This window comes from Microcoleus sp. MON1_C5 (assembly GCF_036701875.1).
In the GTDB taxonomy this organism is placed as follows: Bacteria; Cyanobacteriota; Cyanobacteriia; order Cyanobacteriales; family Microcoleaceae; genus Microcoleus.
In genome coordinates this window covers 110,255-134,877 of record NZ_JAUBRN010000003.1, presented here as the reverse complement: position 1 = coordinate 134,877, position 24,623 = coordinate 110,255, and the positions used below count along the sequence as shown (strand labels likewise).

General features: G+C 46.2%; 20 protein-coding genes. 16 read left to right on the top strand and 4 right to left on the bottom strand.

Annotated elements, in window-relative coordinates; genetic code table 11:
* Nucleotides 1-412 precede the first annotated feature (412 nt).
* The 6 genes from QUA71_RS02715 (at nucleotide 413) to QUA71_RS02690 (ending at nucleotide 5,957) form a co-directional block, all read left to right on the top strand.
* Nucleotides 413-1,024 (top strand): hypothetical protein, encoded by a 612-nt coding sequence (locus QUA71_RS02715; protein WP_333281867.1) that lies wholly within the window; start codon nucleotides 413-415, stop codon nucleotides 1,022-1,024.
* A 155-nt stretch (nucleotides 1,025-1,179) separates the two neighbouring features.
* Nucleotides 1,180-1,554 (top strand): hypothetical protein, encoded by a 375-nt coding sequence (locus QUA71_RS02710; protein ID WP_333281864.1) that lies wholly within the window; start codon nucleotides 1,180-1,182, stop codon nucleotides 1,552-1,554.
* A gap of 14 nt (nucleotides 1,555-1,568) precedes the next feature.
* Nucleotides 1,569-2,690, top strand: a complete 1,122-nt coding sequence (locus QUA71_RS02705) for a hypothetical protein (protein ID WP_333281861.1) — start codon at nucleotides 1,569-1,571, stop codon at nucleotides 2,688-2,690.
* Between the two features lie 170 nt (nucleotides 2,691-2,860).
* Nucleotides 2,861-3,847 carry a mechanosensitive ion channel family protein gene (locus QUA71_RS02700; protein WP_333281859.1) on the top strand — a complete coding sequence of 329 codons (987 nt, stop codon included), beginning with the start codon at nucleotides 2,861-2,863 and terminating at the stop codon, nucleotides 3,845-3,847.
* A 14-nt stretch (nucleotides 3,848-3,861) separates the two neighbouring features.
* Nucleotides 3,862-5,187, top strand: coding sequence for a DUF2254 domain-containing protein (locus QUA71_RS02695; protein ID WP_333281856.1), 1,326 nt, complete (start codon nucleotides 3,862-3,864; stop codon nucleotides 5,185-5,187).
* Between the two features lie 17 nt (nucleotides 5,188-5,204).
* A complete protein-coding gene (locus QUA71_RS02690; RefSeq protein WP_333221283.1) occupies nucleotides 5,205-5,957 on the top strand; it encodes a hypothetical protein in 753 nt (250 codons plus the stop codon).
* A gap of 543 nt (nucleotides 5,958-6,500) precedes the next feature.
* Here the strand turns inward: QUA71_RS02690 and QUA71_RS02685 are convergent.
* Nucleotides 6,501-7,694 carry a transposase gene (locus tag QUA71_RS02685; protein ID WP_333281853.1) on the bottom strand — a complete coding sequence of 398 codons (1,194 nt, stop codon included), beginning with the start codon at nucleotides 7,692-7,694 and terminating at the stop codon, nucleotides 6,501-6,503.
* 210 nt (nucleotides 7,695-7,904) lie between these two features.
* On the opposite strand from QUA71_RS02685, the gene QUA71_RS02680 reads away from it, so the two are divergent.
* The 3 genes from QUA71_RS02680 (at nucleotide 7,905) to QUA71_RS02670 (ending at nucleotide 12,706) form a co-directional block, all read left to right on the top strand.
* Nucleotides 7,905-8,666 (top strand): ZIP family zinc transporter, encoded by a 762-nt coding sequence (locus QUA71_RS02680; RefSeq protein ID WP_333281850.1) that lies wholly within the window; start codon nucleotides 7,905-7,907, stop codon nucleotides 8,664-8,666.
* 468 nt (nucleotides 8,667-9,134) lie between these two features.
* The gene (locus QUA71_RS02675) at nucleotides 9,135-11,588 is read left to right on the top strand and encodes a bifunctional serine/threonine-protein kinase/ABC transporter substrate-binding protein (protein ID WP_333281847.1); all 2,454 of its coding nucleotides are present in this window, start codon (nucleotides 9,135-9,137) and stop codon (nucleotides 11,586-11,588) included.
* 398 nt (nucleotides 11,589-11,986) lie between these two features.
* Nucleotides 11,987-12,706, top strand: coding sequence for a PHP domain-containing protein (locus QUA71_RS02670; RefSeq protein ID WP_333281844.1), 720 nt, complete (start codon nucleotides 11,987-11,989; stop codon nucleotides 12,704-12,706).
* Nucleotides 12,707-13,054: 348 nt separating this feature from the next.
* Here the strand turns inward: QUA71_RS02670 and QUA71_RS02665 are convergent, their stop codons facing one another.
* Both QUA71_RS02665 and QUA71_RS02660 read right to left on the bottom strand, forming a co-directional pair.
* A complete protein-coding gene (locus tag QUA71_RS02665; RefSeq protein ID WP_333281841.1) occupies nucleotides 13,055-14,221 on the bottom strand; it encodes a CO2 hydration protein in 1,167 nt (388 codons plus the stop codon).
* Nucleotides 14,222-14,503: 282 nt separating this feature from the next.
* On the bottom strand, nucleotides 14,504-16,018 hold the full coding sequence (locus tag QUA71_RS02660) for an NADH-quinone oxidoreductase subunit M (protein WP_333281837.1): 1,515 nt from the start codon (nucleotides 16,016-16,018) through the stop codon (nucleotides 14,504-14,506).
* 128 nt (nucleotides 16,019-16,146) lie between these two features.
* On the opposite strand from QUA71_RS02660, the gene QUA71_RS02655 reads away from it, so the two are divergent.
* Nucleotides 16,147-16,758, top strand: a complete 612-nt coding sequence (locus tag QUA71_RS02655; RefSeq protein ID WP_333281834.1) for a Uma2 family endonuclease — start codon at nucleotides 16,147-16,149, stop codon at nucleotides 16,756-16,758.
* A 135-nt stretch (nucleotides 16,759-16,893) separates the two neighbouring features.
* Here the strand turns inward: QUA71_RS02655 and QUA71_RS02650 are convergent, their stop codons facing one another.
* Complete coding sequence (locus QUA71_RS02650; RefSeq protein ID WP_333215292.1) at nucleotides 16,894-18,768, bottom strand: NAD(P)H-quinone oxidoreductase subunit F; 1,875 nt, start codon at nucleotides 18,766-18,768, stop codon at nucleotides 16,894-16,896.
* Between the two features lie 623 nt (nucleotides 18,769-19,391).
* On the opposite strand from QUA71_RS02650, the gene QUA71_RS02645 reads away from it, so the two are divergent.
* From QUA71_RS02645 to QUA71_RS02620, 6 genes are all read left to right on the top strand, one after another.
* Entirely contained in the window at nucleotides 19,392-19,703 is a 312-nt protein-coding gene (locus QUA71_RS02645; protein ID WP_006635059.1) for a carbon dioxide-concentrating mechanism protein CcmK, read from the top strand.
* Nucleotides 19,704-19,799: 96 nt separating this feature from the next.
* Entirely contained in the window at nucleotides 19,800-20,141 is a 342-nt protein-coding gene (locus QUA71_RS02640; RefSeq protein ID WP_006635058.1) for a carbon dioxide-concentrating mechanism protein CcmK, read from the top strand.
* A 263-nt stretch (nucleotides 20,142-20,404) separates the two neighbouring features.
* Nucleotides 20,405-20,710: a EutN/CcmL family microcompartment protein gene (locus QUA71_RS02635; protein ID WP_006635057.1), complete on the top strand. Its 306-nt coding sequence runs from the start codon at nucleotides 20,405-20,407 to the stop codon at nucleotides 20,708-20,710.
* 118 nt (nucleotides 20,711-20,828) lie between these two features.
* Nucleotides 20,829-22,481, top strand: coding sequence for a ribulose bisphosphate carboxylase small subunit (locus QUA71_RS02630; RefSeq protein ID WP_333281831.1), 1,653 nt, complete (start codon nucleotides 20,829-20,831; stop codon nucleotides 22,479-22,481).
* 289 nt (nucleotides 22,482-22,770) lie between these two features.
* The gene (locus QUA71_RS02625) at nucleotides 22,771-23,448 is read left to right on the top strand and encodes a carbon dioxide concentrating mechanism protein (RefSeq protein WP_333215298.1); all 678 of its coding nucleotides are present in this window, start codon (nucleotides 22,771-22,773) and stop codon (nucleotides 23,446-23,448) included.
* Between the two features lie 205 nt (nucleotides 23,449-23,653).
* Complete coding sequence (locus tag QUA71_RS02620) at nucleotides 23,654-24,427, top strand: BMC domain-containing protein (protein WP_190658091.1); 774 nt, start codon at nucleotides 23,654-23,656, stop codon at nucleotides 24,425-24,427.
* Nucleotides 24,428-24,623 lie beyond the last annotated feature (196 nt).

Sequence of the window (24,623 nt, the reverse complement as noted above, 5' to 3'; positions counted from 1 at the left end):
CTGCAAATTGAAAATCATCAAGATAGCGAGATTTTTTTATAGTTTTCTATCTTTAGGTGGATGAATTTAGCTTCCCTGTACTTAATGTAAGAAATTTATCTAATCATTCGTAGGTTTGGTGGAGCCAACCTACAACCTTTCTGCCACCAACTCTCACAATAATGATTTATTAGGTTTTATTATCACCTTAACTACAGGATATCCTACAAAATTAAGGGCATCTCTAAACTAGCTGCTGGGTTTTTTTTTTAAGGAGATTTCGATTTTATGAGCGAAATTACTACTTTTGATATTTAAAATTTTCAACTTAAAAATATTATGTCCCTCGGTAGATATTCTGGTAATGATGATTAAGTAAAATTAAATTACCATCAAGGAAAAACTTACAACGTAACGCAGGGGTTAATCTTTTATGACTTATCCAGATCGATCGGGCAGTCAACTCACTGAGCCTACAATCGTCAATCCGCTGGTGGATTACCACGATCGAGTGAGGTGGGGGCCAATTTTGGCAGGAATTGCGATCGCTCTGGGCACTCAACTGGGTTTAAGCGCTTTGGCAATGGCGATCGGATTAAGCGCGGGTGCAACAGGGGCGGATGCAGGTTCCATTGGTTTTGGGGTCGTAATTTTGTCGATTATCAGTGTGCTGATTTCCCTATTTTTGGGAGGTTGGGTGATGGCTCAAAGCTGCGGCCCGATGACCAAGAAAACAGCACTTTTGAATGCAGCAATTCTGTGGGGAACTACCTTAGCACTTAGTTCTTGGTTATTAGCAAGCGGGATATCGGGTGCTGTTGGCGCTTCCGCTGCTAATGCTGGAGAAATTGCCAATCAAGTACAACAACAGGACGGCGTTAATATACCGAATCAAGCGCCGAATGTAGACTCAAATCAAGTTCGCGATATCGGTGGTAATACAGCTAAAGCTGCTTGGTCATTTCTACTTGGCTCTTTGCTGGGTTTGGCAGGGGCAATGATTGGTGCTGCTGTTGGCGCTCGCAAACCTCGCGTTTATGGTTGATTAGCGATAATAAAACCAGAAAATTCAACAAGCACAGCAGCGAGTCGAATTATTTTATACCCTTGGGATGGTGAGTCATTCTTTCTTAGAGAAGATGAACGAGCTAAAAACCTTTTCTAAGGTTTTGGCATAGAGATTTAAAAGGAGATAAAGCGATGCAAGAGCAGAGGAGATGGCAAAAATATACAAGGTTAACAAGTTCGATCTTGTTAACGGCAACGGTTTTAGTTGCTCCCTCGTTCGCCACTTATACAAATAAAACACAGATTCAAGGTGAATATTTGCTAACGCAAGTACCGGATAGCTGTCGCCAGGTTATTGCGAGGAATGGTCTTAAGGTTCGGCGACAACCGACGGCTAACAGCGAAGTGATTGGCATCATGGATTCCGCGCCAAATGTGACGATTCAAAGTCTTGGTGAGAATGGACGAAGAGTGACGATTGAAAGTTTAGGAAGGGATGGTTGGGTGCCGATTACAGTGCTGCTGAGAGGCTACGTCCAAACTCAAAACCTGGCGTATTGTAGTTAATTAAAAAAACAGTCATGGATCACCAATCAAAGCCAAAAAAAGAAACTAATTCACAGCAAAAGTCTGGTTTGTTAAATTTCATTGCCGAGGCAACAGAATCTGCACTGAATACAGGCAAAGCGGTTGTTGACACAGCAGTTGATTGGGGGGAAGCTGCTGCTAAACAAACTTATCGATTGATTGGACAAGCGACGCAAGGAACCGGAGATGCGGTAACTTATGTTGGCAATCTTCCCTTTGTTAAACAAGTCGCAGGGGTACTCAGGCTTGATTGGTTAGTTGGGGTGAGCGATCGCATCGACTTAGCCAAAGCCGAAGCTCAAGTCAAGGAACTCCAACAAAAGTATCCCAATGAAGATCCCAGCGAAATTGCCCATCGCATTATGGTGGAAAAAGCGATCCACGCCGGTGGTGTCGGATTTGCTAGCAGCATTTTACCCGGTGTCGCGGCTGCACTGCTGGCGATCGATTTAGCCGCGACTACTGCGATTCAAACCGAAATGGTTTATCAAATTGCCGCCGCTTATGGGATGGATTTGCAACAGCCAGCCCGAAAAGGCGAGGTTTTGGCAATTTTTGGGTTAGCGCTAGGCGGTAGCAACGCAATGAGAGCTGGTTTGGGCTTTTTACGCAACGTACCGCTGGCTGGCGCGATGATTGGTGCGAGTACGAATGCTACGATGCTGTACGCGCTGGGATATGCGGCGCGCCAGTTTTACGAAGCCAAAGTGAGGGAAGAGACTGAAGAACCTGGAACCGAAACGCTGCAAGCGATCCAGCAACAAAGCGAGAAATATCTCAATGTTGCGATCGCGCAGCAAGCAGCGATGGATCAAATTATGGTTCACATGATTTTGGCAACTTATCCCAGCAAAAACTGGGAAGATATTCTGCCAGAATTGAAGGTCTTGCAATTAAATGCCGATTCTCTCAAAAGGATTGCTGCTAACATCAAGTCCCCCAAACCATTGGGTGCATTGTTAGAGCAACTTAACCCCGACTTTGCAGTACCGCTATTAGCTCAATGCCGTCGCATTGCCGAAAGTAAGGGAGAGGTTTCCGAAGCAGAACAGAAGGTGCTGGATGCGATCGCACAAAAACTCAACGGTCAAGATGTGGCTTCGATATCCACTTGAAAAAAATTGTTGGTGCGTTAGCTTTCTGCGTAACGCACCCTCCCCAATATTTACTGTCGCTGTGTAAATCCTAAATTAGCCTCACCTTACAGTAATCTACAGCCTTAAGATAGAGTTTGACCGGGCTGATTTTAATACTATCAATAACGACTGATGCAAGAGGAAGTTTTATGACAGCAGAAATATCCGGAGTCTGGGACAAGATTGAGAGCATGATCGATGACTTCATTGTCCTGCTGCCTAATATGATACTAGCGTTAATTGTTTTTGCAATCTTTTTCTTTGTTGGCCGATCAATTAAGAGAGCGGTCAGGCGGCTTACCCGCAACCACCGCCAATCGCGGAATTTGGGACTGGTGTTGGGAAGGTTAGCGCAGGGTATTACTGTTCTGGTTGGTCTGTTTATTGCCTTGTCGATTGTAATTCCCACATTTAAAGCAGGCGATTTGGTGCAACTGCTGGGAATTAGCGGGGTAGCGATTGGTTTTGCATTTCGCGATATCTTACAAAACTTCCTAGCTGGTATCCTAATTCTTTTGACGGAACCGTTCCAAATCGATGATCAGATTGTGTTTAAAAACTTTGAGGGAACGGTAGAAAGTATTGAAACTCGCGCTACAACAATCCGAACCTATGATGGCCGCCGGATTGTAATTCCCAATGCCGAATTGTTCACCAATTCTGTTATGGTGAATACCGCCTTTGATAAACGCCGGATGCAATACGACGTTGGTATCGGGTACGGCGATGATATTGACCGAGCCAAGCAGTTAATGATGGAAGCCATGCACAGTGTGGATGAGGTTTTGAAGGACCCTGCTCCTGACGTGCTGCTGATGGAACTTGCAGGAAGTACGGTCAATATCCGCGCTCGATGGTGGATTACTCCGCCGCGACGAATTGACGATCTGCGATCGCGGGACAAGGTACTTTCTGCGATTAAGAAAAAACTGACTGCCAACGGCATCGACTTGCCCTTTCCTACGCAGCAAATTTTGTTTCACGACCAAACCGAAGAGACGGATGGCGATCGCAAACGTCAACGGGAAGGGTGGCCCGCTGGTAATGGCGAAGTTCCTAAACCCCGCAGCCTCAGCGGTTCTCTGCGACAACTAATTGAACTGCGATCGCAACAAGACGGCAACGGACAATCTTAACCCCACCCCAACTCATGAAAAATGTCAAGTTAAGCAAACTTTGGGACTCGCTGCACTCTAGCTACTGGTTTATCCCAACGTTGATGGCGGTGGGGTCGATGATTTTAGCGATCGCAATGCTGACACTTGACCGCACGGGTAATGTACCAAACTGGAGGTGGATTTACACGGGTGGAGCCGATGGTGCGCGATCGGTTCTTTCATCGGTTGCCGGTTCAATGGTCAGCGTTGTTGCTACAGCTTTTTCCATTACTATTGTGGCGCTTCAGTTGGCGAGTTCAAATTTTGGTCCCCGATTGCTGCGTAATTTTATGCAGGATACGGGCAATCAAATCGTGCTTGGCACTTTCATTGGCACGTTTATTTACTGTTTACTCGTACTGCGAACCATTCATGCAGAAGGAGAAGGATACAGTCTCTTTGTACCCCAACTCTCGGTTACAGTTGCTACCGGATTGGCAATTGCCAGTATCGGCGTACTGATTTACTTTATCCATCACGCATCAACCATTATTCAAGCGTCCCATGTAATTACTCAAGTTAGTGGCGATTTAGACAAAGCTCTAGAGCGTCTGTTTCCCGGAAAAATCGGAGAAGGTAAAGCGAACAACTCGCGACAAGTGGCAGAAATTCCTGCAAATTTTGACTCGGAAGCACGTCCAATCAAAGCCACTGGCGAGGGTTATTTGCAAGCAATCGATGACGACGAATTAATGAAAATTGCCAGTCAGTACAATCTGCTTGTACGTCTTACAACTCGACCGGGAAAGTTTATCGTCAAGGGCAGCGATTTAGCGAGGGTTTTCCCGGAGAAAGGGGTGAATCAAAGCCTGACCCAACAGATTAACGATGCTTTTATTCTGGGCAAAGAACGGACTGAATATCAAGATGTAGAATTTCCAATCGCTCAGTTAGTTGAAATTGCCTTGCGTGCGATTTCTCCTGCTATCAACGATCCGTTTACTGCGATTCGGTGTATCGATCGACTCAGCGCCGGATTATCCCGCCTCGCTCAAAGGGATTTTCCCTCGCCCTATCGCTACGACGATGAACAGAATTTGCGCGTCATTGTTGAAGGAGTGACGTTTCAAGGGTTAGTCGATGCTGCCTTCAACCAAATTCGCCAGTACAGTAAATCAGATGTGGCGGTAACAATTCGCTTATTGGAAGCTATAGCTTGCATCGCCACTTACACCCGCAATTCCAAACAACGAGAAGCTTTACGCCGTCAGGCGGAGATGATTTTAAATAGTAGTCGCGAACAAATCTCTCAGGAGCAAGACCAGAAAGATGTGCAAGAGCGGTATCACCAAGTCATTAAAGCTTTAAAACAGGATTAATTTGGTTGAGCATAATTATGGTAATAACAACAGCTTTACGATCGGCTCCTAATACTTTAGCTTTAAGCGCGCTGATTGCCATTGGTTTAGCGCTGACACATTTATTTTGCGGCAAGTTGCGGTTTGCTCCTATTCCTCGCAGTGGCTGGCTTTCAGCAGCAAGTGGGGTTTCGGTAGCTTATGTTTTTGTGCATATTTTACCGGAATTAAATCTGCACCAAGCGGTATTAGAGAAAGTAGAAGCAGGAGTTATTTCCTATCTAGAACACCACGTTTATTTAATAGCTTTGTTAGGATTGACTGTATTTTACGGCCTGGAGCAAATGGCAAATTTATCTCGTCAGCGTGGCGAAGAAGATGTGACCAGTCCTGCTGTTTTTTGGTTGCACATAGGCTCTTTTTCAATCTACAACGCTCTGATTGGCTATCTGCTGCTGCATCGGGAACAACCGGGCGTTACCAATCTGCTGTTGTTTTCTTGTGCAATGGCGCTGCACTTTGCAGTGAACGACTCTGGTTTGCGGGAACACCACAAGCATATTTATGACCGCATCGGACGCTGGATACTAGCAGCAGCTATTATTGTGGGGTGGGTGTTGGGTAGCGCTACTGAAATTGGAAAAACTACGATCGCAGTTTTATTTGCTTTTTTAGCCGGAGGAATTGTTCTCAACGTCCTCAAAGAAGAATTGCCAGAAGAACGAGAAAGTCAGTTTTGGGCATTTGCTCTTGGTGCTGGAATTTACACGGCTCTTTTATTGGCTTTGTAGAGGAATCAAAGGAAGCCAAAACGTTCAAGCTTAAAACCATTAGAAGGAGCCAATCGTTGTTTCCGACGCCGCTTAAAATTACCGGCATAATTTTTATTAGCACTGCTACAAAATGCGACGCTATTAACAGTCTTAGCTTTAGTCAAATTTCTGAGCGGTTTTATTATTCGCATCCCTTGCTGCCCGTTCATTCTTAATTTATCTAGACATCCAACACGGCACAAACGAAGTCAAAAACCGGGTTATTTCTCACATAATTGCAGCAACGATTGGTGGGTTCACTTATCTAATTATTGAACCAGGATATCCGTCAGCGGAGACGGCGATAAGGAGCAAAGATCGTTATTATCGATTGAATAATGCTAGTTAAAAAAATTAGCCCTCTATTCCGTTAGAAGCCTACGGCTATCGCTGGTTTCGAGTCAATCGCATCCTGGGGTAAAAAAGTTAATGTTGATGGGAACACTAGCAACTCTAACTATGAGCAATGTACTTAGTGAATTAGTTGACACTCCTCGACCTGAAGGCACGAGGATTCTTGGATCACTCAGTCAACTTGCTCGTTGGCGTCACCACCAAAGAGTAGAGATTGTTCTGTCCCCAAGCGTTTATTTCGGCGTGCCCCGCCGTATTTAAAGAAATTCCTGCCTGCTTCAATCCTTTCCTCACAATGTTAATTCCCGCATTGTGATCGCGATCTAACGTTGTACCACAATTACAAATATGAGTGCGAGTTGACAGCTTTTTTTTAACCAAGTTGCCACAATTTGAACACTGTTGAGAAGTGTACTGAGGATTGACAGCAATTACCGTTTTTCCGTACACCTTCCGAAAATATTCCAGCCATTGAGCAAACTGTGACCACGCTGCATCACTAATTGATTTAGCAAGCTTATGATTCTTGACCATATTCTTAACCTGAAGTTCTTCGTAGGCTACAAAATCGTTAGATTTTACCACGCACAACGCCGTCTTAATGGCGAAGTCTTTACGCTGCCTTGTGACCTTCAGGTGCTTTCTTCCTAACTTATTGATCGCTTTCTTCCGATTACCAGAGCCTTTCTTTTTTCTAGAAACTCGTCTCTGCAATCTTTTTAAAGCTTTTTCGCTTTTTCGGAGATACCAAGGGTTGGCAACTGTTTGACCATCGCTATCGGTGTAGAAATGGTTGAGTCCTACGTCTATTCCGATAGCTTTCCCAGTGAGAACAAGCTCCTCTTTTCGCTCCACGTTGATACAGAATTGGGCGTAGTATCCGTCAGTACGACGCATAATTCTGATTCTTTTTATCTCATTGGGTGCATAAAAATGCCGATCCCTACTACCGATTAGTTTAAACTTTCCCGCTGCGAAACCGTCTTTAAGAGTCAAACACCTTTTGTCGGCAGAAAGCGCCCAACCCGAAGTTTTGTATTCGACGGATCTAGTATGTTTTTTAAACTGTGGGTAGCCCTTTTTTCCTGGTTGCTTAGCTTTGCAATTAGCGACAAAACGTTGGATAGCAAAAATGGCACGTTCTGCCGAAGCTTGACGTGCCATTGAATTAAGCTTGCCTGCCCATTCAAACTCTTTTGCCATGACGGCACATTGTTTGTATAGGTCAACAAGCTTAATTCCTTGATTGTCCATCCAATATCTAAGAGTTTTATTTCGGACAAATTGAGCTGTTCTGATCATCTCGTCGATGACCTGATATTGCTCTGCTTTGCCTTTTAATTTAAACTCTAAGACTATCATGCGATTAGTTTACCACACCTGCAAATACTTTTCTCGTTTATGCGTTTACTCCATCAATCTTTACAACAAGAAAGAGAATTAAAGCCGTCCTAGAAGGACGGGGCTTTAGACCCAATTTTTTGGTAAACAACCCGGTTTCAGGCCCCCATCCGTAAGTCCTATATATAATTTTTAGACGCGCATAAAAAATTTTCCTCTGAGGTAGGGCTGATGTTTCCACTGTGGTTGCAGGCAGGCTTTTGGGGTTTAGTGGGGGGTTCGGCGCTGCTACTGGGAGCGGCGGTGGGCTACTTTGTGAGCATTCCCCAGCGCGCGATCGCGACAATTATGGCTTTTGGCGCTGGTGTGCTGATTTCAGCGCTATCCTTTGAACTGATGGATGAAGCTTACAAGCTCGGCGGTTTCGACTCGACGGCGATCGGCTTTTTGGGGGGCGCTGCTGTCTACACAGCCGCCAATTGGTTTTTGAATCAACAGGGAGCCAAACACCGCAAGCGATCGGGCACTTTGCACCCAGCTAAAACAGAGTCAGGCGATGGCGGATTAGCCATCGCCCTCGGCGCGCTGTTAGACGGGATACCGGAGTCGATCGTCGTTGGCGTCAGCATGATTTCTGGAGGCGCTGTGAGTTGGGTGACAGTAGCGGCAATTTTTCTTTCCAATATTCCCGAAGGGCTCTCTAGCGCCGCCGGCATGAAAAAAGCAGGGAGATCGATCGGTTACGTTTTTGGAGTTTGGGGCGCGATCGCAGTTATTTCCGGTATCGCAGCATTGTTAGGATATACGCTTTTTAGCCACTTTTCTGGGGAAGTAATCGCTGCAACTACCGCTGTAGCAGCCGGCGGTATTTTAGCAATGATTTCAGATACCATGATTCCCGAAGCCTTAGAGGAAACTCACGATTTTGCCGGATTAATTACTGTCGGCGGGTTTCTGGTTGCTTTTGTACTCAGCAAGTTAGGGGAAAGTTAATTAGTCAGCAGTCATCAGTCATTAGTCATCAGTTTGCTGTAGAGTGTGTCATATTGACCGTAATTTCTGTAGGGTTCAAGGTCGTACTCGAATAACAAGTACAGCATATTCGAGTACGACCTTGAAAGGGTTCGCGCCCGATATTCAGTACAAATCCGAGATCCTGTAAACCCGCCCCGGCCGACTTGCAATATTCGATCGCCCGAATGAAATTTCGCTGGCTGACACCCCGGGCTAACTTGTTAAAGCGAGTTCGATCGATTGCCCGTTTTTGATATAATATCAGCCTGCATCTCGCAGCGAAAAAGCTTGTAGAGCAGTTTTCAAGTCAGTTAGGTACTCGCCGAGCGATTGCCAATTACTAATTATCAATTACTAATTACCGATTGCTAGACATCCCTCATTTAATTCAGGCTTGTTATGAGCGACATTAAAAACCACAATTTGTCAATAAATTTGGGAAAATTTATGTGTCTACCACGAGGGCAGATATTGCACGGAATGCACGGAAACTACAGAATTATAGAACAGTTGGGAGAAGGAGGATTTGCGAGAACCTACAAGGCTGCAAAACTAGGAGAAACCAGAAATCCTCTGTGCGTCGTTAAGGAAATTTCTTTTCCGATAGCGAACGATCCGCGCGTCTTGGAAAGGGCACGCGGGCGCTTTGAAAGGGAAGCTAGAGCTTTAGAAATACTCGGGACACACTCGCAGATTCCCGAATTGTTCGATCGCTTTGAAAACAACAACAATTTTTACTTAGTTCAAGAATACATTAAAGGAGATCCGCTCAGTCAAGAACTCGCTCCGTGCGATCGGTGGACGGAAGCACAGGCGATCGCCTTGTTACGGGAACTTCTAGAAATTTTAAATTTTGTTCACCAAGAAGAAATTATTCACCGCGATATTACACCTTCTAACTTAATTCGGCGCAAAAGAGATCGTCAACTTGTTCTTATTGATTTTGGAGCTGTCAGAGAAATCAGCACTTTGACCTCTAACAGTATAGGTGAAATATTGACATCGCAGGCGATCGGCACCCGCGGTTATATGCCTGCCGAACAATACAATACGCGGTTGGCTCCGCGACCTTATAACGACATTTACGCGCTAGGAATAATCGCCATTCAAGCTCTCACCGGGCAAAGTCCTACCAATCTGCCGCAAGACCCCGAAACTGGGGAAATTGTCTGGGATTACTCGACGCCCAATCGACCAGCGGTACAAGTTAGCGACGGTTTCAGAGATATTTTAACTGGGATGGTGCGCTTGCATTTTACACACCGCTACCAATCTGTCGCTCAGATTTTGAGCGCTTTAGACTCGCTCGAACAGCCCGAATCTCCCAAAGGCGACAACACTGGGCTTCGCCGACTGTTGTTAGCTTGTGCGGGAATTGCTACAGCAGTGTCGATCGTACTTTTAAACCCCAGAATTCCCCCGCTAATCCCGATAACTTCAACGCAACCAACGCAGGCTGAACCCTCCCCAATTTCACCGCCACCAACACAGCCTGCACCCTCCGCAGATGGTGTAAGTTCTGGCGAAAAACTTCTGGTACAAACCTCCGCCCTTTGGTCAAAACAAAGAGGAATTGGCGAATTTGCCGACTCAAATTATCCCGAAGCTTTTAAATTGCTCAAACAGTCATGGAGGGAAGATCGCAGAGATCCGGAAACTTTAATTTACATAAACAATGCCCTGCTGGAAGCGAGCGGTGCAGAGTATTATACCATCGCCATTGTTGTTCCTATCCGCAGAAATCAAGACGGTAGCATCGCCAACGCCAACTTAGCCGAAGAACTGCTGCGCGGCATTGCTCAAGCTCAAACCGAAGTTAATTTAAGTCTCATCTCCAATGAGAGCAAGCGAGATTTTCCCGGTCAAGGATTTCTCCAACCAAAAGCTATTAACGGAAAAGGTCTTAAAGTCATCATTGCTGATGACGGAAACATTAAATCCTACGCAGTTCAAAGAGCAAATTACCTAGTCCAGCGGCCCGATATTCTAGCACTCATCGGACATTATACCAGCGACATGACTGTGGAAACAGTAGATATTTACAATCGCCATAAATTAGTCGCCCTTTCTCCGGGAAGCACCACAGAAGAACTGACCCGAAAACCCCGAAAATTTTTCTTTCGGACGGCTCCGACAACTAGCGTAGAAGCTGAAGGCTTAGTAAATCAATTGCTGAGCGTAGGGCGAAAAAAAGTAGCAGTTTTTTACAATCCCGACAGTCCGTTCAGCTATTCTTTGTGGGAAGAATTTACCGAGCAATTTGAAGCCAAAGGAGGTAAAACTTATAGACTCAGAAATTATGAGAACTTATCCAAAAATGATTTCAACGCAGAAGCAGCGATCGAAGAAGTTGAGAAAGCCGGAATAAAAGCCATAGCACTCTTTCCAGACGGTCAAGTAACTAAGTCCGTAGAAAATGCGATCGAAATGATAAAAGCTAACGGCGATCGCAATTGGATTGTCGGGCCCTGGACGCTGTACGAGCCGAGAACGCTAGAAGTAGCAAAAGAGCTAAAGTCTGTTGAAAAATTGGGAATATCTCTGTTTTGGCATCCGCTAGCAAGCTTTGACAAAAAATTTCCTGTAAACGCGGAAAAATTGTGGGGAGGCCCGGTGAATACTCGATCGGCTTTAACCTACGACGCCGCCCGGACGCTGATTAAAGCCCTAGAAATGCAGGCGCAACCCACTCGCGAAGGAATGCAAAAAACCTTAGCCGATCCAAACTTTAAAGCCGAGGGAGCCACGGGTATAATTGAGTTTGACTCAAAGACTGGAAATCGGAAAAATCCTCCCAAACGAGTAGCGCATATTGTACCCTGTTCTACAGCAATATATGGCGTTACCTTTGTGCCGATCGAATTTCCCACAGCCGCCGCTGCAGGTTTAAAGTGCGATTGAATTGATATCTTGTGGCCTTGTCAATAAACCTTTCAAGGGCGGGCAGGGTGCCCACCCCACAAGAAAATTTACTCTTTGTAGAACCGGCATCTTGCCTATTATTAAGAATGATGCAATATGTGGGAGTAATTGATATCTTGTGGTCTTGTCAACAAACCGTCCGAGACGAGTTTTACCCAATATAATTGCCTAAAATCAATAATCTCATAAACCCGCCCCCACCAGACGATAAAATTCTGGATAAAGAATTGTGCAAGATGTGCGAGTGAATTGATATCTTGTGCCGAACGCAACAATCCGCTAGGTGTTCCAATCCTAGAGCCGACTCTTGCCAGAGGTGCAACATATCAATTTATTAGATATATTAAACAAAGCTAGTTTTTTCTATAATAACGCTTATGGCTGTCAATTTCGCTACCTCCCCCGCTTCTAGTCTCAAACCAGAAGCTCAGAATATCTCAGCACTCAAACAAGTCTTTCAGACAATTGATGCCGATAGCTGTCCGGGTTCCTATAACTTTCATATGCACACAGTCTACTCCGACGGGCGATTACAGCCAGAGAAATTGATGGAACAAGCCATAGCCGGAGGTCTCAAAGGCTTAGCTATTACCGACCACCACAGCACCCAAGGCTACGTTAAAGCTCAAATTTGGCTGGATAATTGGAAATTAAACCATCCCGACAAAAATAGCGAAGCACCTAGTCTCTGGACAGGCGCTGAAATTAATGCCGACTTGCTCAACAATGAGGTACACATTCTCGGTTACGCCTTCGATCCGCAACATCCCAGTCTCCAACCATACCTACGAGGTAAAAGCACTGAAGGCACTTATTGTTATTCAGCAGTCAGGGTAATTGAAGCTATTCATGAAGCAGGAGGTTTAGCAGTTCTCGCACATCCTTGCAGGTATCGATCGACCGCAGATCAACTAATCCCAGAAGCAGCCAGTTTCGGAATTGACGGTGTAGAAATTTACTATGCTTACGGTAATCCAAATCCTTGGAAACCGAGTCCCAAACAAACTGCTTTAGTCAAAGATTTAGCCGAAACTTATGGTTTGCTGGGAACTTGTGGCACGGACTCTCACGGCCTGAGTCTTCTAGTCCGAATCTAGATAGTTCGGAAATAAGAAGTGCTTTATCCTGTCATTACCAGTCTAAGCGTTAGCGGATATACCTCTTATAAAAGCAATCACAATGACCCGAAAACAAACAGTTTATCAGGTCCTATTATGTCCGCTAAAATGACTACCGTAAAATTGTTTGGTAGTCAGGACTTCAGTCCTCATAAAAGTTTGAGGACTGAAGTTTTCACTACTTCCCTTATAACGGCTATTTGACGGGACGTGATATCATTTCGATCGCCAGGATGAGCTTTCGCGCTCCAAAAGAAAGCAATTGCCCAAGCAGGTAATATTGTTGCAACTTCGAGAGACATGGCGCCCTAAAAACCAGTCGCCCTTCTACCGTTCTGGGAACAACTGACAGGCCCGGTTAGTTGGCTGATTTGCCCAATCCAAGCGAGAATTCCCAAATCGATCCATCCAACCTTCCAAATAAGCTCGATTAGCCTTTTTTTCCTCTGGATCGGAGGTATTCATTGGATGAGGTGCTAAACCCAAAATAGTCGCCGTCGTCACGCAAAACATCGACTTTTGAAAACTCTGACAAATTTGCACCCGCACATCGTCTTCACCGCGACAGCTAGTGCGATAAACTTCCTGCAAATACTCCGGCAAATAATGCCGCATATCTTGCATCAATTGAGTTGGCGGAATCCCTGCACCTCCAATAGGTAAAGGGTCAGCAAACAAAGCCCCGTAGGCAAATTCTTTTTGTTCTCCCGGAATTTGATGAGCTTGAGCATTGTATGAAACTGTGCCAAAAAACGCCGTGCCCCGAAAGAAAACAGCCTCTACATAAGGCACGGCTACATCTGGTAAAAATGTCAAATTAGCCGTCGCTGGCAGGATATCGTAGACTTGAGAGCCAATCTTGACGCTGTAGGTAATCGGTAGGCTGGCTGCGGCGACTAAACCGGCTTTGACAAAATCAACTACATCAGAAATAGACTTAGTTTCCCCTCGATCGTAGGAATCAGATAAGTCCATAAACAAATCGCTCATTACCCGCCAAAACTGACCGAGACCGGTGTAGTAAGCCAGCATCCTCACTTGTTCCGGCAAAAAATCAGGAAATGCTTTGTTTAGTCCCTGCATGAAAAAATTGCCTTTCAGCTTAGCCGCGATCGCCTTTTCGGCCAAACTGCTAAATTCCGGGGAATCCAAATAACTGTCCAAACCCCCGCCGCCGTGCCAAAGCATTGTTTTCATGCAATACTCAGCATACTCAAAATTAATCCTGTCGTGCCACAAATAGCGCATTAACTTCGCTACAGTGACTTCCCCATTGAAATATTTAAAAAACGGGAAAAGCACTAAAAACTGTTCTTCGGCAATATAATTGAGATTGCGAGAATAGGCATCTAAAACAATACCATAACTTTTCAGCACGCCGACAACTTCAACCACATTTTCCGTAGATTCTGGCAGTAAAGCTTTGCCTGATTCCAAGAGGTCAATGTATGCGGATAGGGGATGGGCCGAGGGTTTTAATACGGTACTTTTCATCGCGAGTTAGCCTGAATTTAAAACTATTTTTTTACTGTTTATAACTCTGCTATTATATCATTTTTGGTAATGTTTGCTACATAACAACACAAACCTTTACTTTTTTGTGATATAAAAATAGCTCCCTTCCAAGAAGCACTCTCTCTCGAAGAAACCGGAGTTTTTACGGTTTATGCAGGCTGCGTTTGTTTGTAGTGAGTATGGCCGTCCTCACACTTGTAGGATGACTGGCATTCCTCACTACAAACGAATTGGATTGCGGTCGAGCGACCTGACATCCTATCAGTCTAAGTTATGAGCAATCACTTTAACTTGCGGTGGCACATTAGCTGCCATTGCGATCGCAGTTTTTTCGCTCAAAGCAACTAAAACTCCCGGCTGCACTCCCATGATTGCGATAATTATTGCTAAAATCAGCGAAGGGATGCGATCGCGCCAGCGGACTTGCGGCAAATTTACCACCAAATCCGAAAGGCGGCCGAAAAAGGCGCGGTTGACCATAATTAAAAAGTAAACTGAAGTTAAACCAGTGCCGATCATGCAGAGAAAAGTTTGCACCGGAAATACTGGCAAACTGCCCCGAAATATCAAAAATTCAGCAATAAATCCAGCCAAACCCGGAATGCCGGCACTTGCCATCACGCCGAGGATCATTAAACTGCCAATCATCGGCAAACCGCGATCTGGATTGAATAAACCTTTGAGCACATCGATGTTGCGGGTGCCGGATTTTTTGTAAACAACGCCGACACTCAAAAATAGCAGCCCCGAAATTAAACCGTGGCTAACCATTTGCAAAACAGTTCCCAACATACTAATCGGAGTAGCTGCGGCGCTAGCTAACAAAATGTAGCCCATGTGAGCGATCGAACTGTAAGCTACAATTTTTTTCATATCTTTTTGGGCGATCGCGCAACTCGCCCCGTAAAGCACACTCACCACCGCCCAACTCGCCAAAGTCGGCGACGCCACCGCCCAGGCATCTGGAAACAAACCCAAACCAAAGCGCAGCATCCCATAAGTTCCCAGCTTCAAAAGCACCCCCGCCAGCAGCACCGAAACCGGCGTCGAAGCTTCTACGTGAGCATCCGGCAGCCAAGTATGAAAAGGCACCAAAGGCATCTTAATTCCAAAAGCCAGCAACACCCCTGCCAGCAAAACAATTTGCCTTACCAAAGGCAATGGCAATCCTCCTTGCAAATGCGATGCGCCCGCTGCACCCACCATATCGAAACTAGAAGCACCGCTAAGCCACCCAGTGCCCAAGAAAGCAGCCAGCAGCACAATTCCCGAAAATGCAGTATAGATTAAAAACTTAGTAGCAGCATAACCCCGGCGCTCGCCTCCCCAAATCGCAATTAACAGGTAAAGCGGAATCAATTCTACCTCAAAAAACAGGAAAAACAGCAGCAAATTTTGACATAAAAAAGCCCCTGTTACGCCGCCGGTAATTAACAGAATCAAAGAATAATAAAGTCGAGGTCTGCGGATCGACTCATCCGTAGCGTAAATAGCTACCCCTGTCAGCAGAGTATTTAAAATTACCAAAGGCAGAGACAAACCATCAACACCGAGATTGTAATTCAATCCCAAAACATCTATCCAAGGAATAAATTCCGAAAACTGCAACTGACTGGTACTGGCATCAAACTGAACTGCCAAAATTACCGAAAGAATAAAAGTTATACCCGCAATGGCGATCGCGACATTCCGAACTATTTTAGAACTCACTGAAGCGGGCCAGAGCCCAATCAGGGCAGCAGCCAACATTGGTATCCAGATTAAAGCACTGAGCATCAATTAAAACTTTCCTTTGTTACACAGTATTTAGAGCTATATTTAACATTAACGCAAAGCAACTACATATAAAAGCGATCGGCTGATTTTCTTGTTAACATAGATTCAAATGTCTCTGGAATCCTCCTATGACCTCAAGTCTTACAGATCGAGAAGATTTGCAAATTAAATCCGGTTCTCCTTCCACCCGCCTCACAGTTGCCGACTTGGAAAAACTGCAAGGTATACTCTGCGAAGCACATCTAGACTACCAATTAGAACTGGTAGACGGGAAGATTATCGTTATGGGCCCATCAGACATTGTATCGAGCGAAATTGGACTTGAGTTTGGCAGTCTTTTGCGTAACTGGGTCAAACCCCGCAAACTCGGACGAGTGTTTGAGTCCAGCGGCGGGTTTATTCTCCCCAATTCAAATCTTACAGCACCGGACGTTTCGTTTGTGGTAGCCGATCGCCTCAAGCAAAGTAAAAGGTATTTTGCCGAACTTGTTCCCGACTTAGTTGTAGAAATCAAATCTCAGTCCGATCGCCTCAAACCCCTGCGAGAAAAAATTTTATCATTTCTCGAACTCGGAGCAAAAGTAGGAATATTAATCGACCCAGACAAACGTACAGTAACAATTTACATTCCGACTGCAGAGCCAGTGGTATTGAGAGACGGCGACATGATTTCAATTCCCGAACTTTTGCCCGGTTGGGAAGTTGCGGTGACAGAATTGTGGCCGATCGATTTTGAGTAAAATGAGATAAAAAAGCAGACAAACCCAGACTAAAATCATCTGCGTTCATCTGCCCTCATCTGCGGTTTAAAATTAAATAAAACTAGATCCAAAGCAGACAAATCCAGAATAAATTCATCTGCCAACCTCTGCGGTTTAAAACTGCCAAATAATCAACGCCAGCAACACAGCAACCCCCCCCGCAATAGTCAACACATAAAACTGCAACTGACCGGTGCCGCTGTACTTCAACCCTTCACCGCTGAAAATTGTGGCAAAACCGAACAAATTCACCGCCCCGTCCACCACATACTTATCAGTCCAAGCGCTGATTTTAGAAATAAAAGCCACAGCCCAAACGACAGTCAAGCGGTAAACTCGATCGATATAAAAATCGTAAGCAAACAAATCCTGCAACGCCGGCACCGGCAGTCGTACCGGTCGAGGTAAAACGCCGTACCAATAAATCGCCACCCCAACCGCAACGCCAATCAACCCAGATAACAACAACAGCGGCGTATCCAGCGTCTTCAAAAGCAAATTTAAAGCATCAAAATCTCCCGTTTCCGCCCAAGGCCCAGTCCAACTAATTAATAGTTGCCACTCCTGCAACATCCAAGGCACCAACAGCCCCATCACCGTCAAAATTACCATCGGCAAAGCCATCTGCCAACCGACTTCCGGAGCTCTGCGAGTTTTCGGCTGCGGTTTTCCCACAAACACTAAACCGAATATGCGAGTTAAATTTAGCGCTGTCAAACCGTTAACTAAAAGCAGCACAATTACCAACCACAAAGGCACCGTCCAAAAACCGTTGAGCCAGCGCCGCATCGCCCAAAAGTTGCCCAGAGGCAACAGCGCTACCATCCCCGCAGCGCCTACTAAATAAGCCGTAGTCGTCGCAGGCATCTTCGACCACAACCCACCCATTTCTGTTAAATCTTGAGTGTTAGTTGTGGTAATAATTGACCCTACGCTCATGAATAATAGGCCTTTGGCTATCGAGTGGGCGAACAGCAACAGCAAAGCAATGTCAACTTGATTTAGCCCCACGGCGATAAACACCAAACCCATAGAAGCGCTGGTAGAATGCGATAGTGCTCTTTTGATGTCGATTTGGGCGATCGCTACCAAGGAAGCGCCAACAGCCGTCACCGCACCCAAAACCACGAGTACCGCATCTGCGACCGGGGAAAGCGCTAAAACAGGCTGAAGTTTAATCAAAACATAAGCCCCAGCGCCCACAACTACGGTATTCCTCATAATCGAAGCCGGGTTGGGCCCTTCCATCGCCTCGTCGAGCCACAAATGGAACGGAAATTGAGCGCACTTTGCCGTAGGTGCGGAGATTAAAGCCAAACCTAAAAGAGTCGCCACTACAGGAGACAAAGTTGCAGTTTCAGCCCATGTTTCCAAATCGGAAAAATTCAAACTTCCCGCTAAAGTTGAAAGCGTCACTACTCCCATCAGCAGTGGCACGTCTCCTACACGCTTGGTTAAAAACGCATCTCTAGCGGCTGTTACTACCAGCGGTTGAGCGTACCAAAACCCGACTAACAAGTAAGTTGAAAGCGTCAGCACTTCCAACAAAGCGTAAGTTAGAAGCAGCGAGTCGCTAATGGCAATGCCGCTAATTGCTGCTTCAAAAAAACCCATCAGCCCAAAAAATCGAGCTAGCGCCCAGTCTTTTTCCATGTAGCCTAGAGCGTAAATTTGTGCTAGCAAACTCAGAACACTAACTAACTCCATTGCTCCGACGCTGACTGTGGAGATTTCTATTGCAAAAGACAAATCTAAATCGGCTGCTTGCACCCAGTGTACGAGCAACTGTTGGGGCGGTTGATCCCAAGTCGCTGTAAAAATAACTGACCCGTGTATGAAAGCCAACACAGTCATCAACAAATTGAAGTAAGCGGCCGGTCTGGGCCCTGTTCTGCGAACTGTTCCCGTAGACCACGGCAAAGTTAAAATTGCGCCTATCAAGCCATATAAAGGTACCCACCAACAGGCTTGGAGGAGAAATTGAGTCATTTAATTTATCCCTTAAACTTCAAATTACTGGCTGCCTTTATACAAAAACAGTCGCAGGCGATCGCGCGAGACCCTAAAACTTTGACTAAACCCGATCGTATAGTTGTGGCAAAATAATTTGCACTCCAGATTAACTATACATTAAAGCATCAAAACTGATAATTCTCTCAAGACAAAATTAGTAGCTGAGCAGACGAGGCACTCAAAGAAAAAAATGCCTGCAGATCGGCCAAGACTGCTTTTTTGCCGATTTCCCCGCGATCCCCCTTTGGGAATCCCCAAGTTTCCCGGCAGTGCTCCGCTCCGGCTTCACATACCGAACTCTACTTTATATGAGTATTATTACTTACTTTAATCCTCCTCGCCGTCGGCATCCACCCCTCTCTATATTAAGATTATTAAATAAATATTAAAATATTTTAAGTAACATAAAAAATTTTAATTTTTGTTATTAAACATTATGATGTTAGTTTATATTGTCAAGGTGGACAGCTTCCCCTATTCTTATAGGATAGGAAGCTTTACACTGCATTACTAAAAAATGTGGGCCTCCCCGTCCAAATTTTTAGATTTCTCAAAGATTTGTAACGGTAATTTCGCTCATCCTCAAAGGAGATTCAAAAATGTCAATTGCCGTGGGAATGATTGAGACAAAAGGTTTTCCCGCTGTTGTGGAAGCTGCCGATGCTATGGTCAAAGCTGCCCGCGTTACCCTCGTGGGCTATGAAAAAATCGGCAGCGCCCGCGTCACAGTAATTGTGCGCGGCAACGTGTCGGAAGTCCAAGCCTCAGTCGCCGCAGGAGTGGAATCCGTCAAGCGCGTGAACGGCGGAGAAGTCGTCTCTACCCACATTATCGCTCGCCCCCACGAAAACCTAGAATACGTTCTGCCGATTCGATATACAGAAGCAGTAGAACAGTTCCGAGGCTACTAAGTTCTTAGCGCACAAAAAATTCCTTAAACGAAAATTTGTGCGATTGTCAAAAATTAACAGTTTAGTTCCCCCAATATTCAATCAGGAGTAAAACCAATGGCAATTGCAGTTGGCATGATCGAAACCTTAGGCTTTCCCGCAGTGGTAGAAGCCGCTGACGCGATGGTCAAAGCAGCCCGCGTCACCTTGGTAGGCTACGAAAAAATCGGTAGCGCTCGGGTTACGGTAATTGTAAGAGGAGATGTCTCGGAAGTGCAAGCTTCTGTCGCAGCCGGAGTAGAGTCAGTGAAGCGCGTTAACGGCGGACAAGTGATGTCCACCCACATTATCGCCCGCCCTCACGAAAACTTAGAGTACGTGTTGCCCATTCGCTACACCGAAGCTGTAGAACAGTTCCGCGAAGGCGTGAGCGGCATTCGCCCCCTCAACAGATCTTAAGACAGGCGATCGGCTGTTAGGGGCGTTTGGTAATTAAAAATTAAAAATTAAAAATCGCGCTGTTTTTGATTTAGCATTTTTAATTTTTAATTGAGGTGGGTATGGGATATTGGTTATTAGTCATGAGTCAGGAGTCATTAGTCATTAGTTACTAGACGAAGCTCTAAAAAGCGGACAGCGGACTGAGGAAAGAGCTAATTAAAAAAAGACAAGTGACACTGTAAAAATGACAGTTACCAATTACCTATTACCTATTACCTAAAATGCAAATGGCCAAAGTTCTCGGCACAGTTGTCAGTACCCAAAAAGAGCCGACGCTGAGAGGATCGAAATTTCTACTGCTGCAATTCATCGATGAGGAAGGTTCGCCAGTTCCCGGCTATGAGGTAGCCGCTGACTGTGTGGGTGCTGGTATCGATGAATGGGTTTTAGTAACCCGAGGCAGCGCAGCCCGGATTGCACCCGGAAGCGAAAACCGTCCGATCGATGCTCTGGTAGTAGGCATTATAGATACTGTCAATGTAGAAAATCGCCTCATTTACAGTAAAAAAGACGACCCATACGGCTAGTTGCAACCGTTAGCAGTTAGCAGTTAGTGGAAAAATAACTAACAACTAACAACTAACAACTAACAACTAACAACTAACAACTAACAAAAAGATTTTTCAGTTTAGGAGAACTTAATTTATGGCAGTCCGCAACGTTGCGGCTCCCCCGACGCCTTGGTCGAAAAACTTGGCTGAGCCCAAAATTCACGATACCGCCTTCGTACATTCCTTTTCTAACATTATTGGGGATGTGCATATCGGTTCTAATGTGATGATTGCCCCGGGGACATCTATCCGCGCCGATGAAGGCACTCCTTTTTATATCGGACAAGGAAGCAACATTCAAGACGGAGTAGTGATTCACGGCCTAGAACAAGGCCGAGTCACAGGAGACGACGGCAAGTCCTATTCTGTGTGGGTGGGGAAAAATACTTCCCTCACCCACATGAGTTTAATTCACGGCCCTGCCTACGTGGGCGAGGATAGCTTTATCGGCTTTCGCTCTACGGTGTTCAATGCCAGAGTGGGCAAAGGCTGCATTGTCATGATGCACGTACTAATTAAAGATGTGGAGATTCCCGCCGGTAAGTACGTGCCTTCGGGAGCCATCATCACTAATCAGAAGCAAGCCGATCGCTTGCCTGACGTTCAAGATTCTGACGTTCAATTTGCGACCCATGTCATCGGCATCAATGACGCTCTGAGAACGGGTTATCGCTGCGCTGAGAACATCGCCTGTCTAGCACCAATTCGCAACGAGAAAAGTACAGACCCAAATATGACTCAAACCAAATATTCTACCAATGCCGGCACCCAATTGAGTCCAACTCTTGCCGATAGCATCCGCAATTTACTAGCCCAAGGATACAGCGTGGGAGCTGAACACGCCGACGCGCGCCGCTTCCGTACCGGTTCTTGGCGCACTTGCGGCCCGATTTCCTCAACCCGCGACTCTGAAGTAATCGCGGCTTTGTCAGCTTGCATGGCTGAACACCAAGGAGAATACGTCCGCTTGATCGGGATTGACACCAAAGCCAAGCGCCGCGTACTAGAAGAAATCGTCCAAAGACCGGGAGACAATGGCTCTAACGGTTCTAACGGTGCAAAAACTTACCAATCTAACGGTAAAGTTGCACAAGCCGGACACCACAATGCCGGTTCCGTGTCAAGCGGGAAATTGAGTGCCGAAACAGTGGCTCAGGTTCGCAGCTTGCTAGCTCAAGGCTACAAAGTGGGTACGGAACACGCCGACGCGCGCCGCTTCCGCACAGGTTCTTGGCAAAGCGGGGCTTCGCTGCAAGTGAGAAACGAATCTGAGGCGATCGCCGCTTTGGAAGCTGTGATGAACGAGTACCCGGGCGAATACGTGCGCTTGATCGGGATTGACCCGAAAGCTAAGCGACGCATAGTTGAAGAAATTATTCAGCGTCCCGACGGCCCGGTTGGTCAATCGGCTCAGCCGGCCGCAACATCTAAGTCGGCAGCAACATCGGGATACAAAGCAGCTTCGACTGGTGCCGCGAGCAGCGGAAGTTTGACCGGCAAGACGATCGACCAAATCCGCAACCTGCTTTCCCAAGGCTACAAAATTGGCACGGAACACGCCGACGCGCGCCGTTTCCGCACCGGTTCTTGGAGCAGTTGCGCGCCGATCGCATCCAACCGCGAATCCGAAGTGATTTCTGCCCTCGAAAGCTGTCTCAAAGAACACAGCGGCGAGTACGTCCGCTTGCTTGGCATCGACTCCAAGGCGAAGCGCCGGGTACTCGAAGAAATTATCCAACGACCTTAATTTGCCTGGTAATTAGCCTGTTTCTCCCGTTAAGCCCTCGCACAGGGGCCAACGGGAGAAACCCCAGCGGATTGAAGTTGGATTTGAGATAGTTAAAAAGCTCGATTGAGAAATGTTGGTCAAAATTTAGAATCTTCTGAAAGTTTCTATAAAACGTTAAAGCATCAAGCTTCTCAGTATTAGTAAATTATCGTTTCTTAGATTGACATGGTTAAATTTATCAGTCGAGAAAACCCATAATTTAAAGTCCTTTTATCGAAAAAAATAGCTCCTTTCATGGTGAAGTCGAATGTATTTATCGCCACTGCAATTAAGTAGCAACTCTCAGATTTTGATGAGTGGCGATGTAGTTGTGAATGAGGGTGCGGCGATCGCCCCGGGAGCAATCCTGCAAGCAGCTCCGGGCAGCCGGATCTCGATCGCCGCCGGTGCCTGTATCGGTATGGGAGTTATCCTTCACGCCCGTGAAGGTACTCTGGAAATCGCGGCGGGCGCTATTCTAGGTGCAGGAGTGCTGGTGGTAGGTGCGGGAACGATCGGGGAAAATGCCTGTATTGGCGCCGGGACGACCCTAATCAATCCTTGTATCGACAAAATGCAAATTATGGCAGCAGGTTCTCTAATCGGAGATACCAGCCGCCAAGCCGCCGCAGAAGCAACCGCAACAGCGCCAACAGCAGCGCCAACATCACCAGAAACCCCCGAAGCCCCTACGCCACCAGTCGATCGACCGATCGAGCCGATCGAGCCGCCACAACCCGCCCAAACACCGCCTCAAACTGCGCCGGAGACTGCCCCAGAGCCGCCGGAATCCACCGCCGCAGAGCCGCCCCAACCAGGGGAAACGCCAACTATTCTGTACGGCCAAGCTCACATCAATCGACTGCTGGGGACGCTGTTTCCACACCGGCAAGCTTTTAATCGATCGGAGGAAAACGGCCAAACTCTATCGGGCGGTTCCGGGTAGCCGTCATTTCGGCAAAAGGCAGCTATGCTGAAGGCAGAAAGATCAAATATAAATAGGTAATCTCATATTATTGGTAGCTCAGCAATTTGTCAGGCCTTGCAGCAGCAATCAGTGTATTGTAGCTCGTGCAGTCTGTCTTCTCATCTGAGAAACTATAAACTATCAACAAATTTTTATTTTGGGAAGTTTCTAAGGGTAATAGAAGATGGACGGACAAACAGATCGTAACAGTCACGAAGAGCGATCGCAGCGCCAGGAATACTTCAAAGACACTGCTTTGGGTTTGGTATCCACCAAGAGTTTTCCGGCAATTGTGGGGACTGCTGACATGATGCTGAAGTCGGCAGGGGTGATTTTAGTAGGATACGAAAAAATTGGTTCCGGTCACTGTACGGCGATCGTCCGGGGCAGAATTTCGGATGTGCGTTTGGCTGTGGAAGCTGGAGCTCAAACTGCCGAACAGTTCGGGCAGTTTGTTTCTAAGTTGGTGATTGCTAGACCTTTGGCTAATTTGGAAGTGGTTTTGCCGATCGGCTTTCGCCTGACTCAACTGTCGGAAAAAGGCAGTTATTCTCGGCTTAGCAATCAGGCGATCGGTTTGCTCGAAACCCGGGGATTTCCGGCAATGGTCGGCGCTTGCGACGCTATGCTCAAATCCGCAGACGTACACTTGGCAGCTTACGAGAAAATAGGCGCCGGTTTGTGTACGGCAATTATTCGCGGTGCAGTAGCAGATGTAGCAGTAGCCGTAGAGGCCGGGATGTACGAAGCTGAGCGAATTGGCGAGTTGAACGCGGTGATGGTAATTCCGAGGCCTTTGGAAGATTTGGAACAAACTTTACCGCTGGCGAGTTGCTGGATCGAGCAGCGTCAACCTGTGATGATGCCCGTGTCGGTTAAGGAAAAGGAACAAGAATTGATCGAACTTCCAGATTTGGAGAAATTGACTGTTTATGTGGAAGAGGAAATCAATCGGTAATTGGTAATTAGGCAACAAAAGTTTGTAGAGACGTACTACCGCAAATACTGAGACGAAGTTTGTCAAAAAAATATAGAGTTTACTCGGTAGGACTGCTGGCAACAATTTATACTGAGTAGCGGTATCAAACTTAATTTGCCGATCGAGCCGATCGCCGCCGCATCAAGAGACACAGAACACCAAGTAAAACTAGACT

Excerpts from the sequence above, each read along its gene's own strand:
- QUA71_RS02715 (WP_333281867.1), top strand. The coding sequence starts at position 413 with ATGACTTATCCAGATCGATCGGGCAGTCAACTCACTGAGCCTACAATC.
- QUA71_RS02710 (WP_333281864.1), top strand. The coding sequence starts at position 1,180 with ATGCAAGAGCAGAGGAGATGGCAAAAATATACAAGGTTAACAAGTTCG.
- QUA71_RS02705 (WP_333281861.1), top strand. The coding sequence starts at position 1,569 with ATGGATCACCAATCAAAGCCAAAAAAAGAAACTAATTCACAGCAAAAG.
- QUA71_RS02700 (WP_333281859.1), top strand. The coding sequence starts at position 2,861 with ATGACAGCAGAAATATCCGGAGTCTGGGACAAGATTGAGAGCATGATC.
- QUA71_RS02695 (WP_333281856.1), top strand. The coding sequence starts at position 3,862 with ATGAAAAATGTCAAGTTAAGCAAACTTTGGGACTCGCTGCACTCTAGC.
- QUA71_RS02690 (WP_333221283.1), top strand. The coding sequence starts at position 5,205 with ATGGTAATAACAACAGCTTTACGATCGGCTCCTAATACTTTAGCTTTA.
- QUA71_RS02685 (WP_333281853.1), bottom strand. The coding sequence starts at position 7,694 with ATGATAGTCTTAGAGTTTAAATTAAAAGGCAAAGCAGAGCAATATCAG.
- QUA71_RS02680 (WP_333281850.1), top strand. The coding sequence starts at position 7,905 with ATGTTTCCACTGTGGTTGCAGGCAGGCTTTTGGGGTTTAGTGGGGGGT.
- QUA71_RS02675 (WP_333281847.1), top strand. The coding sequence starts at position 9,135 with ATGTGTCTACCACGAGGGCAGATATTGCACGGAATGCACGGAAACTAC.
- QUA71_RS02670 (WP_333281844.1), top strand. The coding sequence starts at position 11,987 with ATGGCTGTCAATTTCGCTACCTCCCCCGCTTCTAGTCTCAAACCAGAA.
- QUA71_RS02665 (WP_333281841.1), bottom strand. The coding sequence starts at position 14,221 with ATGAAAAGTACCGTATTAAAACCCTCGGCCCATCCCCTATCCGCATAC.
- QUA71_RS02660 (WP_333281837.1), bottom strand. The coding sequence starts at position 16,018 with ATGCTCAGTGCTTTAATCTGGATACCAATGTTGGCTGCTGCCCTGATT.
- QUA71_RS02655 (WP_333281834.1), top strand. The coding sequence starts at position 16,147 with ATGACCTCAAGTCTTACAGATCGAGAAGATTTGCAAATTAAATCCGGT.
- QUA71_RS02650 (WP_333215292.1), bottom strand. The coding sequence starts at position 18,768 with ATGACTCAATTTCTCCTCCAAGCCTGTTGGTGGGTACCTTTATATGGC.
- QUA71_RS02645 (WP_006635059.1), top strand. The coding sequence starts at position 19,392 with ATGTCAATTGCCGTGGGAATGATTGAGACAAAAGGTTTTCCCGCTGTT.
- QUA71_RS02640 (WP_006635058.1), top strand. The coding sequence starts at position 19,800 with ATGGCAATTGCAGTTGGCATGATCGAAACCTTAGGCTTTCCCGCAGTG.
- QUA71_RS02635 (WP_006635057.1), top strand. The coding sequence starts at position 20,405 with ATGCAAATGGCCAAAGTTCTCGGCACAGTTGTCAGTACCCAAAAAGAG.
- QUA71_RS02630 (WP_333281831.1), top strand. The coding sequence starts at position 20,829 with ATGGCAGTCCGCAACGTTGCGGCTCCCCCGACGCCTTGGTCGAAAAAC.
- QUA71_RS02625 (WP_333215298.1), top strand. The coding sequence starts at position 22,771 with ATGTATTTATCGCCACTGCAATTAAGTAGCAACTCTCAGATTTTGATG.
- QUA71_RS02620 (WP_190658091.1), top strand. The coding sequence starts at position 23,654 with ATGGACGGACAAACAGATCGTAACAGTCACGAAGAGCGATCGCAGCGC.